The following is a 14,459-nucleotide window of genomic DNA, read 5'->3' on the forward strand; positions in this document are numbered from 1 at the left end:
CCCTTAATTACGAAGCTAAAATTTTCGATATTTTGAATTTTATAAAAGCCCTCTATCTTCTAATAAAGCTTTTTCGTTTGGTTCTTGTCCTCTAAAGTTTTTATACAATACCATTGGATCTTCAGTGCCTCCTTTTTCAAGTACATTAGTTCTAAATTTGGCAGCAGTTTCTTTATCAAAAATACCGTTCTCTTCAAAAGCATCAAAAGCATCCGAATCTAAAATGGCAGCCCAAATGTAAGCATAGTATCCTGCAGAATATCCACCACTAAACACATGGTTAAAATAGGTGCTGCGGTAGCGTGTTACAATTTCAGGAATTAAACCCATCTTTTTGTTAGAAGCTGTCTCAAAAGCATTAATATCTTGTGTTAACGGAGCTGTTAACGTATGGTAGTCCATATCTAAAATAGCTGCGGCTAGATATTCAGTTGTAATAAAACCTTGGTTGAAAGTTCCACTTTTTTGAATTTTATTTACCAAGTCAGTTGGGATAATTTCTCCTGTTTTATAATGTTTTGCATATACATTTAAAACCTCAGGTTCCGATGCCCAATGTTCCATCACTTGCGATGGTAACTCAACAAAATCTCTAGGCACTGCTGTTCCTGATAACGAATAATAAGTACACTTAGATAATAAACCATGTAAAGCATGCCCAAACTCGTGGAATAAAGTAGTGACCTCTTCAAAGCTCAATAGGGCAGGGGTGTCGGTAGTTGGTTTTGTGAAGTTACACACCATTGTAATTACAGGGTGAATAAATTCTCCGTTCACAACCTCTTGCTTGCGGTACGAGTTCATCCATGCACCACCTCTTTTACTTTCTCTCGGGTGAAAGTCCATAAATAAAACACCAATATGGTCACCGTTAGCTTCCTTTACCTCGTAAGCTCTCGCCTCAGCATGCGGAGTAGGGATATCAGCACGTGCCTCAAATTGTAAACCATATAATTGCTCGGCGGTATATAAAGCACCTTTAACCACATTTTCTAATTCAAAATAAGGCTTAATGTCGTTCTCATCTAAGTTAAACTTCTTTTGTTTTACTTTTTCAGAGTAGAACCACCAATCCCAAGCCTCAATTTTAAATTTGCCACCCTCAGCATTAACAATAGCTTGCATATCTTTTAATTCTTGCTTAGCTACTTTGGTAGAGCGCTCCATTAAAAAGGCCAACTTCTCGTTTACAACCTCTGGCGTTTTTGCCATGTTCTTATCAAGTATAAAAGCAGCATGACTTTCGAAACCTAATAAATTAGCGCGTTCAACACGTAACGAAGCAATCTTTTTAATAGTTTCCTTATTGTCAAACTCGTTATTGTTATCGCCTTTATTAATATAGGCTTTGAATATTTTCTCTCTCAACTCACGATTTTCAGCGTACTGTAAAAATGGAATCATACTAGGCTTGTGAATGGTAAAAACCCATTTGCCAGCCATTCCTTTTTCTTCTGCCGTTGCTGCAGCTGCATCAATACTTCCTTTCGGTAAGCCAGCTAAGTCGGCTTCATTATCAACCACCATTACAAAACTGTTGGTTTCAGCCAATACATTATCGCCAAATTTTAGAGTAAGTAACGACAACTCTTGGTTTATCTTTCTGAATTTCTCTTTAGCTTCTCCTTCAAGGTTAGCACCACCGCGAACAAAACCTTGGTATGTCTTCTCTAGTAACATACCTTGCTCCTGATTCAAGTTTAAACCGTCTTTCTGTTCGTAAACAGCTTTAACTCTAGTAAAAAGAGCAGGATTCAAATTAATGTCATCACTGTGTTTCGATAATTTAGGTGCCAGTTCTTTTGCAATAGCCTTAATATCATCGTTTGTGTTAGCACCTGTCATGTTAAAAAATACACTGCTCACTTTTGTTAAAAGCGGACCGCTGTATTCTATTGCTTCAATAGTGTTCTCAAACGTTGGAGCTTCTGCGTTGTTTACAATAGCTTCAATGTTTGCACTTTGTTGAGCCATTCCTTTTTCAAATGCAGGCAAATAATGCTCTATTTTAATTTCGTTAAAAGGAGCTACTCCAAAAGGAGTGCTATACTCGTGGAAAAAAGGATTTCCATCGCAGCATTTTTTTTGGTTGTTTGTGCAGGCATTAAATAATAGGGCCATACAAATACTTACAGTTAATAAATACTTCATTTACTTATTTTTATTACCGAGCTCCATAGTCCCACCATATAGATACTCAATAGTTTGTTTTTTAGTTTAACTCGCAAAGCTATTACTTTGAAAAAACATAGTGTATGACATATTGCAGCTTTTTAAATACCCCTAGCTAATTAATATAGTTATGTTTTTTAGGGCGTTCCCCCATAAAGAATATAGTAATTAATAATAAAACTATAATTTGGGGGCGCGCTTTACGCTCATACTCCTCGCTTCGTTCCTCGCTGTGGGGTATCCGCTGCAATCGCTAACGCAATCTTATTCGCAGAAATGCATTGTTTAAAATAAGCAGCAAGTGTAATTGTGAATAACTGTTAAATGTTATACATCAAAATATTAAGCTATTTTTATAAGCTTGTGTTTTTCACATCTCTTTAGGTATGTATAAGTAGCTGAAATATAGTAATTAAAGAAAAACTTCTTTAATATAAGTAGTCTCATAAATGTTTGATTTATAACTTGTCACGCTCAGTTCTTATGTTGTAGAACAATCAAATAATTAAAATAAACCTATTGAAAACGTGGTAATATATCGTATTTTTGCGCCGTTAATTTTAACAACATAGGTTAAAATAGGGGGTGTAATCTTATAAAGTAGAAAACACGCCTAAATTTAATAGATTTATAAACAGTACTTTAAGTAGTATAATTATTAAAACAATTTAGATATGAAACCATCGCACATTGAGCACATTGGTATTGCAGTAAAAAGTCTTGAAGAGGCTATTCCTTTTTATGAAAACGTTTTTGGTTTAGAGTGTTATGCAGTGGAAGAAGTTGCAGAGCAAAAAGTGAAAACTGCTTTTTTTATGGTAGGTCAAACAAAAATTGAGTTGTTAGAGTCTACTGATCCAGAAGGCCCAATTGGTAAATTTGTTGAGAAAAAAGGCCCTGGTGTTCATCACATTGCTTTTGCTGTTGAGAACTTAGCTGAGAAATTGGTTTCTATCGAAGAAGCTGGTGTAAAAGTTATCGATAAAACACCTCGTAAAGGAGCTGAAGGTTTAAATATAGGTTTCCTTCACCCAAAATCAACTTTCGGTGTATTAACTGAGCTTTGCGAAGATCCAAATAAATAATAAACAGATTATAACTTAGATAAGATGTCTAATAAAGATAAAGTACAAAAATTAATTGACCTACGCGCCGAAGCTAAATTAGGTGGTGGTCAAAAGCGTATCGATGCGCAACACGCAAAAGGTAAATTAACAGCTCGCGAGCGTATCGAGGCTCTTTTAGATGAGGGTAGCTTCGAAGAGTTTGATATGTTTGTTACACACCGTTGTGTAAACTTCGGTATGGAGAAGAAGAAATTCATGGGCGATGGTGTTGTTACTGGTCACGGTACAATCGACGGTCGTATTGTTTATGTTTTCTCTAAAGACTTTACTGTTTTAGGTGGTTCATTGTCAGAAACAATGGCCGGAAAAATCTGTAAGGTAATGGATATGGCAATGCAAGCTGGTGCTCCAATGATCGGAATTAACGATTCAGGTGGTGCGCGTATACAAGAGGGTGTTACTGCATTAGCTGGTTACGCTGAGATATTCCAACGTAATATCGAGGCTTCTGGTGTTATTCCACAAATCTCTGCAATCTTCGGTCCTTGTGCTGGTGGTGACGTTTATTCTCCTGCACTAACTGACTTTATTATGATGACTGAGGATAACTCTTACATGTTTGTAACAGGTCCTAAGGTTGTAAAAACAGTAACGGGTGAAGATATTACAGTTGCAGATTTAGGTGGTGCTCACGTACACGCGTCTAAATCAGGTGTGTCTCACTTTGAGTTAGAAAATGAAGAAGAAGGAATCTTATTAATTAGAAAACTTCTTTCTTATATGCCTCAAAACAATCTTGAGGAACCACCAATGTTAGAGGTTAGCGATCCTATCGATCGTATGGATGATGCCTTAAACGAAATTATTCCTGATAACCCTAACATGCCTTATGACATGAAAGAGGTTATTCATACTTTAGCTGATGATAGCGAGTTTTTAGAAGTACATAGAAATTACGCTAAAAACATCTTAGTTGGTTTTGTTCGTATGGGCGGTCAATCAGTAGGTGTTGTAGCAAATCAACCAAGTTTCCTTGCAGGTGTATTAGATTGTGATGCTTCTCGTAAAGCAGCTCGTTTTGTACGTTTCTGTGATGCATTTAACATTCCATTGTTAACACTTGTTGATGTTCCAGGATTCTTACCAGGATCAGGACAAGAGTATGCAGGTATTATTACACATGGTGCTAAATTAATGTTTGCTTATGGTGAGGCTACTGTTCCAAAAATTACAGTAACCCTACGTAAGTCGTATGGTGGTGCACACGATGTAATGAGCTGTAAGCAATTGAAATCTGACCTTAACTATGCTTGGCCAACAGCTGAGATTGCAGTTATGGGAGCTAAAGGTGCTATCGAAGTTCTAGAGGGTCGTGCAATGTCAAAAATTGAAGATCCAGCAGAAAGAGCTAAATACGCAGCCGAAAAAGAAGCTGAGTATACTGAGAAATTCTCTAACCCATACAATGCAGCCGCTCATGGTTATATTGATGATGTTATTGAACCTCGTAACACAAGATTCCGTGTTATTAGAGGATTCCAGTCGCTTCAAACTAAGAAGGCAAGTATGCCACCAAAAAAACATGGAAATATTCCTTTATAATATTATATAAGTAGATATGACTTTACTATTTGTTGATTCAAGTACATGGACCATTACCTTATTGGGGTGGGCAATTGTTTTTTGCGCACTTCTCTTTTTGGTTGGTATTTTTCTTACGGTTCCTAAAATTTTAAAATGGGTTACCAACAGAAAAATTAAAGTCGTTGAAAACGGGCAAGAAGTTGTTAAGGATATTAACGATATTTCAGGAGAAACCAATGCGGTAATTGCTACCGCATTGCACCTGTTTTTAAACGAGCAACACGATGATGAGAGTAATGTAATCACAATAAAACAAGTGTGGAAGCGATACTCACCATGGAGTTCTAAGCTGTATGGGATGACCAATTATGGATTTCCTCATAACGTTTCAAAGCAAAATCGTTACGCCCGTAAATAATTTATTATTTCGGGTTTTTTTGATTTATATTTTAAATCTTTCATTTCGTAAATGCAGGTGTGACTATCATTTTCGTTTAGGATAATGAAATAAACTTAGTTCAAATGAAGAAATTTGATTTTTCCGTATCTGGAAATAAATATAATGTAGAAGTTAAAGACTTCGAAGACTCAATTGCTACAGTGTCTGTTAATGGTACAGTGTATGAGGTTGAGGTTCATCAAGAAAAAAAGGCAGTTTCAAAAACGCCTAAGTTAGTACGCAAACCTGTTGCTCGCAAGCCGGGTGAAGGTGCAGTGCCTCAAAAGGCAACAGGAGCAGGTGCTGTAAAAGCTCCACTTCCAGGTAATATTTTTCAATTAAATGTTGCGGTTGGCGATTCTGTATCTAAAGGAGATGTGCTTTTAGTAATGGAAGCCATGAAAATGGAGAATAATGTTTTAGCAGAGAAAGATGGTGTAGTGAAAGAGATTAAGGTAGGTTTAGGTGATGCAGTTCTTCAAAATGATATCTTAATTGAATTCGAATAGCCATGAGAAAATTTGTAACAGTTTATAGTGTTTTAGCACTTTTGTTTTGCTTGCAAATAGTTTTTGGTACTGATGTTATGGCAGCCGTAACTGAAAGTACTGGTGGACTGAGTGCAGCAGATGGATTAACAGAACTGTGGAATTTCACAGGCTTTGCTAATTTGCATGGTAGTTACAGCAATCTTATTATGATTGCTGTAGGTCTCTTCTTTATTTTTCTTGCAGTTAAGTACGATTACGAACCTTTATTATTAATTCCTATTGGAACTGGTATTCTTTTAGGGAATATTCCTTTTTCAGAAGGTTATAAAATTGGTATTTATGAGCAAGGATCTGTATTGAATTACTTATACTTTGGTGTTGAGCAGGGTATATATCCGCCTCTTATATTTTTAGGTATTGGCGCAATGACAGATTTTTCCTCGTTGATATCAAATCCTAAGTTAATGATATTGGGAGCAGCAGCACAAATAGGTATTTTTGCAACTTTCTTAGGTGCATCTGCTATTGGTTTTACGCCTCAAGAAGCTGGAGCGATCGGTATTATTGGTGGAGCAGATGGTCCAACGGCAATCTTCCTTTCTTCTAAGTTGGCTCCTCACCTTATGGGGGCAATTGCAATTGCAGCCTATTCTTATATGGCTCTGGTTCCGGTTATACAACCACCAATTATGCGATTAATTATTCCTAAAAAAGAGCGTGCTATTAAAATGAAACCGCCTAGAGCAGTTTCAAAGACAGAGAAAATAATGTTCCCGTTAATTGCTCTATTATTAACTACATTTATTTCTCCATCAGCTCTACCGTTATTAGGTATGTTATTCTTTGGTAATTTATTGAAGGAATCTGGAGTAACAGAGCGTTTAGCGGATACAGCTCGAAATTCGTTAATTAATATTGTTACCATATTATTAGGTGTAACTGTTGGTGCGTCAACGCAAGCTAATGTGTTTTTAACCACTGATTCACTTAAAATATTCGGATTAGGAGCGCTATCATTTGTTGTTGCAACAGCAGGAGGTCTCTTATTTGCTCGCTTTTTAAATGTTTTTGTAAATAAAGATAATAAGATTAATCCTCTTATCGGGGCTGCTGGTGTTTCTGCAGTTCCTGATTCTGCAAGGGTGGTTCAGATGGAAGGTTTAAAGACTGACCCTAATAATCACTTGCTTATGCATGCAATGGCACCAAATGTATCTGGTGTAATTGGATCTGCTGTAGCTGCAGGTATTATGCTTAGTTTCTTGATGAAATAGATATATCATCTTTGATTTATATAATGGCCGATTCGTTCTTACGAATCGGCTTTTTTTATTTAGTAGTATTGGGGTTGTGCAGCTTGTATAGGTTTATTACTGTTTATATGATGAATTGTGGTTGATAAATTACGGTTTTCGTTTGTGTAGGTTCAGTTATTGACTGTTATTAATTAGGGTGTTTTACTTACATTTTTATTTTTATCGTCGGAAAAATAATATATCTGGTATTTGATTACATATGTCATATGTGGCGATTTAATTATGGAAATTGGAATGTCTGCTTAGTGATTGTAATTGTAAAAAATCTTTTCACACCCCTATTTTTTTGCTCAAACACCTCCTGTAAATGATAATAATTGCTAATTATTATAAAATATTTAGGGGTATGTTTGGAAAATATAGATTTATATATACATTTGCAATGTGATTCATATCTAATCAAGAGTATTACAAAAGACAAGTTTTGTCTTATGATTTATTACTTTAGAATTGCTTTAGATTATGGATTGTAATTGCAGTTTTAAAAATCATTACTATATTTGTAGCGTATTTATAAGTTTAAGTGTTCCCCCGCTTTTATAAATACAACTCACATAACTATTGTAATTATCAAAAAAAAACAACAAAAACCTTTTGTCTCATGAATATCAAAAACATAAAATCAGAACAACATTATTAAAGGAATAAATATTCCATAACCTCTATTGTACTAAAGATAGTACATTATTGGGTTTGTTATGCTATTAAGACTTGTCATCTTAATGGTCTATTATATTGCATTGTCTTTTATTTAAATACACTATTATTAATTTAAATCTTTTGTTTTATGCGGAAATTAGCATTATTTCTGTTTTTGACTCTATTTGTAGGGTTACAAACGATTACGGCTCAAACAAAAGCCATATCAGGTAAAGTTGTCGACGATCTTGGCGAGGCATTACCTGGTGTAGCTGTTGTAATCAAGGGCACAACTAACGGGACTACAACTCGTTTCGATGGTACTTATACATTACAGGTGCCAACTAATACAACTTTAGTTTTTACCTATATAGGTATGGCAGAACAAGAAGTTGTTGTAGGAGATCAAACTACAATTAATGTCACCTTAGCTTCAGATTCTGAAGATTTGGATGAGGTTGTTGTTACTGCAATTGGTGTTTCAAGGTCTGAAAAAAGCCTTGGATATGCTGCTACTTCAGTTAGTAATGAAGAGCTTCTAAAAGCTGCTCCTGTAAGTGCTCTTGCGGGTATACAGGGAAAAGTGGCCGGAGTTAATATTTCTACTGCTTCGGGAGCGCCAGGAGCTTCTACTAAAGTGATTCTTAGAGGGTATTCTTCCATTACAGGTAGTAATCAACCTTTATATGTTGTTGATGGTACACCTGTTGACAATAGACGTGTGGGAGAAAATGGATCAACAAGATCTACTGATTTTGGTAATAATGCAAATGATATAAATCCTGAGAATATTGAGTCAATGACAATTCTTAAGGGTGCCTCTGCAACCGCATTATATGGATCTCGTGCTGCTAACGGTGTGGTTATGATAACCACAAAGAAGGGTAAAGCCGGTAAGGTTAAAGTGGATTATTCCGGAGCTTTTGATTGGAGTACACCACTTAGGTTACCTCAATTACAGAACGAATTCGGTCAGGGTTGGAATGGTCATTGGGCTTCAAATGAAAATGGATCTTGGGGACCTAAAATGGATGGTGTTGTTCGTCCTTGGGGTAATGTTGTTGATAACTCTCAACAAACAAAACCTTTTGCTGCGCAAGAAAATAATATGAGAGATTTTTACGATATTGGTACTTCTTATAATAATTCACTTTCTGTTAGTGGAGGTTCTGAGAATACTACTTTTTTCTTATCATATAATAACGTTAGGCAAGATGGTATTATCCCAACAGATGCAGATTCTTACAATAGAAATGCTTTATCTTTCTCTGGATCCACAAAATACAAGAAATTTAAAGCTTCGGCTAATATGAATTATGTGCGAAAAGAAGCTCAATCTGTAGCGACAGGACAAGGAAGTAGTACAGGAGCAACTTTATTTCAGGAAATATTGCAGATACCTAGGGATATTAGTATTGTGGATATGAAAGATTATAACAATAAGTTTAATAATGTTGATAATTTTTATACCCCTTATGCGCAAAATCCATATTTTGTATTAAATGAAAATGGTAATAATTTCATATCTGATAGAGTTTATGGAAACGTTTCTTTAGATTATGATTTTACTGATGAGTTATCTGCAACAGCGCGTATTGGTACAGATGTTACAAATTCTTATTTAAAAGATTGGCAGGCAATTGGACGCCCTAGTGAAGGTAGCCCAAACTATAGTAGAACTCCAGATGTAGGTGGTGTTCTTGAAGAATCAAGACACTCAAGGGAATTTAATACTGATGTTTTATTGAAATATGATAAGCAATTAAGTGATGATTTCAGATTAAATGGCCTTGCTGGTTTTAATGTTAATCAAAATAATTATAGAAGACAGACTAGTTCTATCGAGGAGTTAACTATCCCAGGATTTTATGATCTTTCCAATAGCCCTAATCCAGCAACTACGGAAACATATTACAGCAAAAAACGACTTTTTGGTGTGTATGGGCAAGTAGATGTATCTTTTAGGAACTATCTTTTCTTAACAGCAGTTGCGCGTAATGATTGGTCGTCTACACTTCCAACGGATGCAAACTCTTTTTTCTATCCGGGAGCTAGCCTTAGTTTTATCTTGACTGATGCCGTTGAGTCATTAAAATCAGACGTTTTATCGTTTGTTAAGTTAAGAACAAGTTGGGGTAAAACGGGTAATGATGCTGACCCTTACCAAATATATAATACATTAGTTAGTGGATCTGCTAATGGAGGATTTGGACAATTGGTTTTTCCTCTCGGGGGAGTGGCTGGATTTGAAGTGTCAAATCAGTTAGGAAATGCAGCATTAAAACCTGAACTTACTAGTGAAATAGAATTCGGTTTAGATGCTAGATTTTTCAGAAGCCGTGTTGGTGTTGATTTTGCTTATTATTCTAAAGAAACAGATGGTCAGATACTACCGGTTGATATTGCTGCAACAACAGGTTATACAACACAAATAGTTAACTTTGGAGTTGTAGAAAATAAGGGTGTTGAATTAGCGGTAAATTTAGTTCCTATAAAGACTAAAGATTTTGTTTGGGATCTTACTTGGACTTATGCCAATAATAAGAATAAAGTTTTAGAGCTTCCTGATGGGCTTGATAAAGTAACTATTTATGATGCATATGGAATAGAATTTAATGCATATGTTGATGAGCCAATAGGGGTATTTAGAGGGCATTCTGCGCTTAAGGATCCTGAAGGAAATATTGTAGTTAATCCAAGTACTGGTATTCCATTAGAAGGTGAGAAAGAGGTATATGGAAATGCTCAAAGTGATTTTCAGATGGGCTTAGTGAATAACTTAAATTATAAGAACTGGAATTTAGGTTTTTCATTTGATTATAGGCAAGGCGGTTTGATGTATTCATATACAGCTAGACTTAACTATTTTGTTGGTAATGCAACAAAAACATCTTATAATGATCGTAATCCATTTATTGTGCCAGGTTCTGTTATACAAAATGATGATGGAAGTTATTCTGAAAATACAACGCCTGTAGATAAGCAGCATATTAATGAGTATTGGAATCAAACTAACAACCCTTCAATGTCTCGTGAGCACGTTGTAGATAAAACTTACATTAAACTAAGAGACTTAACTCTTTCTTATAGATTTAGCAACGACGTCTTGAAGAATACACCTTTATCACAATTAACGATAACTGGATATGGACGTAACTTATTCTTGTGGACTCCAAAGGAGAATAATTTTGTTGATCCAGAGGGTTCTACATATGGTAATGATTTAAGAAGTGAATTCGGAGAATTCGCAGGTGGGCCATCTGTAAGAAGTTATGGTTTTTCGCTTAAGGCTTCATTCTAATTTTTAAAACTAAATAATATGAAAAACATATTTAAATATATATTAGTTCTAGTGGCTGCCTTTTCAATTGTTAGCTGTGAAAAGGACTTTTTAGATATAAATGTTGATCCGAATAATCCAGCTGCAGAGGAAGGAACGCCGGAGTTGATTTTTCCTGCTGCAGTTGCATCAAGTGCCGTTAGAATTGGCGGAGAATATGCAATACTAGGTGGAATGTGGTCTCAATTTTGGACTCAAAGTAATGCCGCTAATCAGTATAAGTATATTGATCAATATAATGTTACAACAAATAATTTAAATGGTTCTTTCCAAGAAATTTATGCAGGTGCATTAAATGATTATAATGCGGTTATAAATAAGGCAGAGGAAACAGAAAATTGGATATATTATCTAATGGGTACAGTTATGAAGGCATATACCATGCAAGTAATGGCTGATTTGTATGATAACTTACCATATTCTGAAGCCTTTATGGGTAATGAGAATTTAACACCTAGTTATGACAATGGAAGTGCAATTTATGATGCCTTATTAGCAGAACTTGATGTTGCTATGGCTACCGATTTATCGTCAGCTACTAACTCAAAACCGGGATCTAAAGACTTTATTTTTAATGGAGATGTGGATAGTTGGTTAAAGTTTGCAAATACTCTTAAATTAAAGATGTATTTAAGAATGGTTAATGTTGATCCTACGGCTGCGGAAAATGGAGTAAAAGCTGTTTTTAGTAGTGGAATTGGATTTATTAGTATCGATGCTGCTATGACTCAGTTTGAAGATGCTCCGGATAAAAGTAATCCGTTTTATGAATATAATTTTAGACAATTAAATGTAGCAACAAACCTTAGGGCTAGTAATACTATGATGTCTTACTTAATATCTAATGGAGATCCTCGTATCGATGCTTTTTATAAAGAGGGTAGTGAAGGTCATTTTGCTCTTTATCAGGGGCAATTCAGTGCTCCATCTACAGAAGTTGATCCAGATAAACCTTCAGTCGCGAAACAATCAGCCTTAGAGCCTGTTAGATTCATTTCTGCTGCAGAGTCTTATTTTATGCAAGCTGAAGCTGTAGAAAGATATGGCGTTGCAGGTGATGCAAAAGCTTTGTATGATTTGGGTGTACAAGCAGCATTTAGCCAATTTGATTTCGATCCGGTTCTATATGGTAGTTTAGATTTAGATCCAACCAACCTAATTGCCGTTGGTGGAAGTTATGAATATCCAACAGGTGCCTTTGAGGATAAATTAGAGGCTATTATTACTCAAAAATGGTTATCATGTGTTGGTTCACATTCCTTAGAAGCATACTTTGAAACAAATAGGACTGGTTATCCTAAGTATAGTGCTGTTAAAGGGTCTGATCCTACTTATGTTGCAGGCGAATTGACTTATTCATTGGAAGGTGTAACAAGTGGTAAGTTTCCAAAAAGGGTTGTGTATCCAGATATTGAATATTCTCGTAATCCCAATACGCCAGAAAAAGTTGATATATCAACAAATGTATGGTGGGCAAAATAATTAAACATAAAAGATATGAAAATAAATATATTTAAATACATAGCATTTATATTCGCTGTTTTAGTTTTTGCTTCATGTGCAGAAAAGGAGACTGAAGGAATTTCTGATATTACATATTATGTAACAATTGTATTAGAGGGTGATGAAATTGTATATCACGAAAAGGATACACCTTGGGTAGAGCCAGGCTATTCTGCTACTGAAGGAGAGGATGATGTAACAGATGCCGTTATTGCAACAGAACCAGATGTTTCTGTATTAGGGAGTAATACTCTAAGTTATTCAGCTACTAATTCTGATGGTTATAGTGGTGCAGTTAGCAGAGAGGTTATAGTGCATAGTTCAGGTTTGTCTTCTGTTGATATATCTGGGGAGTATACTGGTGATGTTTTTCGTCTAAATACTGACGATAATTCAAGTGTCTCTTTTGCGGGTAATCCAGTTGTAATTAGTAAGACTTCAGTTGAAGGGTTATATATGATTAGTGATTGGATTGCTGGATTTTATGCTGTAGGGTATGGATATGGAGCAGGTTATGCATTTCCGGGATACTTACAAATGATTAGTGATACTGAATTCGAGCATGTATCAATGTCAAATGCTTGGGGTGATCCATTTGATAGTGTGGAAAGCGTAATTGTTGATGCTTCTACGGGTTCTATTACATATACAGCAAAATGGTTAGGTAAATATAATTTTGATATTAGTCTTCAAAAGGACTAATCTATGATTTATAACTTAAAAATATTCTTATGAAATTAAATTATATAATAGTGTTGTTAGTGTTGGTTGGATTATATTCTTGTGATCCATACGATACAATGGGCGAACCAGAAAAAGCTACAACCGAAGTTGGTAAAATGCTAGCAGGCGAATGGTATGTAAAGTTTTATCTAGAAGAAAGTGCTCTTACTGGTTATAATAAAATTACAACCACTAATACTGCTGCTAATACTTCAACGAAGATGCAGATCGATGATCATGAAAATGTATGGGATATGAAGGGTGTTCTAGACTGCGATACTAAAAATAATACATTTAGTGGTACTGACGTTGAAAATAGTTATTATGATATGACTTTTACCGTTACTAATGGTGAAGTCTTTCCAGGAAAAGGCATTACAGAGGTAGGTAATGTAACTGATAGTATTTATATGGAAATCGAGTATAGTGATGATCCTGGTAATGTTTATGTCGTTGCAGGTATAAGAAGAACTGGTTTCCTAGAAGACGAACATTAATGAAGCATTCCCATAAAAACTTACAGCTAAGCTATGGTGGGACATAGATTAAAGGTTTAGTTGTGTGAGTGGGGGCAGATTCTTGAGAATCTGCCCTTTCTTACGTAAACAAAAAGCCCCATTGCATTAGATCTGCAATGGGGCTTTTGTGTTATTTCGTTCTGTGCTATTTTACTTTTACAGGGATGCCACTTACCATTAAATTTACTTCGTTAGCTTGTTGGGCAATATATTGGTTCATCCAACCTTGTAGGTCGGTAAATTTGCGTTGTACGGCATTTTGAGGCATTCCGCCTAGGCCTATTTCGTTAGTAACTATGATAAAGGTTGCATCTTGTTTTTTGAGCTTGTTAATCTCTTCCTTGGCTAAATTTAAGGCAACATCAATGTTACTATCATTATCAAAGAAGAAGTTAGTTAACCAAAGCGTAACGCAATCAATTAATACTACTCGATTGGTGAAATTGTATTTCGATATGTTCTTCTCCTCTTCAATATTCTCCCACCTGTCGTCTCTGTCATCTTTATGGCGCTGAATGCGTGCAGCATGTTCATCGTCCCAGATACGTGATGTGGCTAGGTATATGGGATTGTCGCTCAGTTCTAAGGCTTTTTCCTCAGCCCAACGGCTTTTTCCAGAGCGTTGTCCTCCTGTTACAAATATTATATGTGCCATATGTAATTGTTA

The 14,459-nt window shown here is 35.6% G+C and carries 11 protein-coding genes; 9 read left to right on the plus strand and 2 right to left on the minus strand.

Annotation, left to right across the window (positions count from 1 at the left end; genetic code table 11):
• Nucleotides 1-39: 39 nt before the first annotated feature.
• Nucleotides 40-2,151: a M3 family metallopeptidase gene (locus QMO11_RS08125; RefSeq protein ID WP_282036833.1), complete on the minus strand. Its 2,112-nt coding sequence runs from the start codon at nt 2,149-2,151 to the stop codon at nt 40-42.
• 695 nt (nt 2,152-2,846) lie between these two features.
• On the opposite strand from QMO11_RS08125, the gene mce reads away from it, so the two are divergent.
• The 9 genes from mce to QMO11_RS08170 all read left to right on the plus strand — a co-directional run bounded on the left by mce (nt 2,847) and on the right by QMO11_RS08170 (nt 13,771).
• On the plus strand, nt 2,847-3,257 hold the full coding sequence (mce, locus tag QMO11_RS08130; RefSeq protein WP_068473918.1) for a methylmalonyl-CoA epimerase: 411 nt from the start codon (nt 2,847-2,849) through the stop codon (nt 3,255-3,257).
• A gap of 24 nt (nt 3,258-3,281) precedes the next feature.
• Nucleotides 3,282-4,841, plus strand: a complete 1,560-nt coding sequence (locus QMO11_RS08135; protein ID WP_068473915.1) for an acyl-CoA carboxylase subunit beta — start codon at nt 3,282-3,284, stop codon at nt 4,839-4,841.
• Between the two features lie 16 nt (nt 4,842-4,857).
• Nucleotides 4,858-5,241: an OadG family protein gene (locus tag QMO11_RS08140; RefSeq protein WP_068473912.1), complete on the plus strand. Its 384-nt coding sequence runs from the start codon at nt 4,858-4,860 to the stop codon at nt 5,239-5,241.
• Nucleotides 5,242-5,345: 104 nt separating this feature from the next.
• Nucleotides 5,346-5,771 (plus strand): biotin/lipoyl-containing protein, encoded by a 426-nt coding sequence (locus QMO11_RS08145; protein ID WP_282036834.1) that lies wholly within the window; start codon nt 5,346-5,348, stop codon nt 5,769-5,771.
• Between the two features lie 2 nt (nt 5,772-5,773).
• Nucleotides 5,774-7,027 carry a sodium ion-translocating decarboxylase subunit beta gene (locus tag QMO11_RS08150; RefSeq protein ID WP_068473906.1) on the plus strand — a complete coding sequence of 418 codons (1,254 nt, stop codon included), beginning with the start codon at nt 5,774-5,776 and terminating at the stop codon, nt 7,025-7,027.
• 829 nt (nt 7,028-7,856) lie between these two features.
• Entirely contained in the window at nt 7,857-11,009 is a 3,153-nt protein-coding gene (locus QMO11_RS08155) for a SusC/RagA family TonB-linked outer membrane protein (protein ID WP_282036835.1), read from the plus strand.
• An 18-nt stretch (nt 11,010-11,027) separates the two neighbouring features.
• Entirely contained in the window at nt 11,028-12,530 is a 1,503-nt protein-coding gene (locus tag QMO11_RS08160; RefSeq protein WP_282036836.1) for a SusD/RagB family nutrient-binding outer membrane lipoprotein, read from the plus strand.
• Between the two features lie 15 nt (nt 12,531-12,545).
• The gene (locus tag QMO11_RS08165; protein WP_282036837.1) at nt 12,546-13,253 is read left to right on the plus strand and encodes a BT_2262 family domain-containing protein; all 708 of its coding nucleotides are present in this window, start codon (nt 12,546-12,548) and stop codon (nt 13,251-13,253) included.
• Nucleotides 13,254-13,282: 29 nt separating this feature from the next.
• On the plus strand, nt 13,283-13,771 hold the full coding sequence (locus QMO11_RS08170; protein ID WP_282036838.1) for a lipid-binding protein: 489 nt from the start codon (nt 13,283-13,285) through the stop codon (nt 13,769-13,771).
• A 166-nt stretch (nt 13,772-13,937) separates the two neighbouring features.
• Here the strand turns inward: QMO11_RS08170 and cobU are convergent, their stop codons facing one another.
• Nucleotides 13,938-14,447 carry a bifunctional adenosylcobinamide kinase/adenosylcobinamide-phosphate guanylyltransferase gene (cobU, locus tag QMO11_RS08175; RefSeq protein ID WP_282036839.1) on the minus strand — a complete coding sequence of 170 codons (510 nt, stop codon included), beginning with the start codon at nt 14,445-14,447 and terminating at the stop codon, nt 13,938-13,940.
• Nucleotides 14,448-14,459 lie beyond the last annotated feature (12 nt).

This window comes from Saccharicrinis aurantiacus, assembly GCF_947489045.1.
GTDB classification, from domain to species: domain Bacteria; phylum Bacteroidota; class Bacteroidia; order Bacteroidales; family Marinilabiliaceae; genus Saccharicrinis; species Saccharicrinis aurantiacus.

Excerpts from the sequence above, each read along its gene's own strand:
- QMO11_RS08125 (WP_282036833.1), bottom strand. The coding sequence starts at position 2,151 with ATGAAGTATTTATTAACTGTAAGTATTTGTATGGCCCTATTATTTAAT.
- mce (WP_068473918.1), top strand. The coding sequence starts at position 2,847 with ATGAAACCATCGCACATTGAGCACATTGGTATTGCAGTAAAAAGTCTT.
- QMO11_RS08135 (WP_068473915.1), top strand. The coding sequence starts at position 3,282 with ATGTCTAATAAAGATAAAGTACAAAAATTAATTGACCTACGCGCCGAA.
- QMO11_RS08140 (WP_068473912.1), top strand. The coding sequence starts at position 4,858 with ATGACTTTACTATTTGTTGATTCAAGTACATGGACCATTACCTTATTG.
- QMO11_RS08145 (WP_282036834.1), top strand. The coding sequence starts at position 5,346 with ATGAAGAAATTTGATTTTTCCGTATCTGGAAATAAATATAATGTAGAA.
- QMO11_RS08150 (WP_068473906.1), top strand. The coding sequence starts at position 5,774 with ATGAGAAAATTTGTAACAGTTTATAGTGTTTTAGCACTTTTGTTTTGC.
- QMO11_RS08155 (WP_282036835.1), top strand. The coding sequence starts at position 7,857 with ATGCGGAAATTAGCATTATTTCTGTTTTTGACTCTATTTGTAGGGTTA.
- QMO11_RS08160 (WP_282036836.1), top strand. The coding sequence starts at position 11,028 with ATGAAAAACATATTTAAATATATATTAGTTCTAGTGGCTGCCTTTTCA.
- QMO11_RS08165 (WP_282036837.1), top strand. The coding sequence starts at position 12,546 with ATGAAAATAAATATATTTAAATACATAGCATTTATATTCGCTGTTTTA.
- QMO11_RS08170 (WP_282036838.1), top strand. The coding sequence starts at position 13,283 with ATGAAATTAAATTATATAATAGTGTTGTTAGTGTTGGTTGGATTATAT.
- cobU (WP_282036839.1), bottom strand. The coding sequence starts at position 14,447 with ATGGCACATATAATATTTGTAACAGGAGGACAACGCTCTGGAAAAAGC.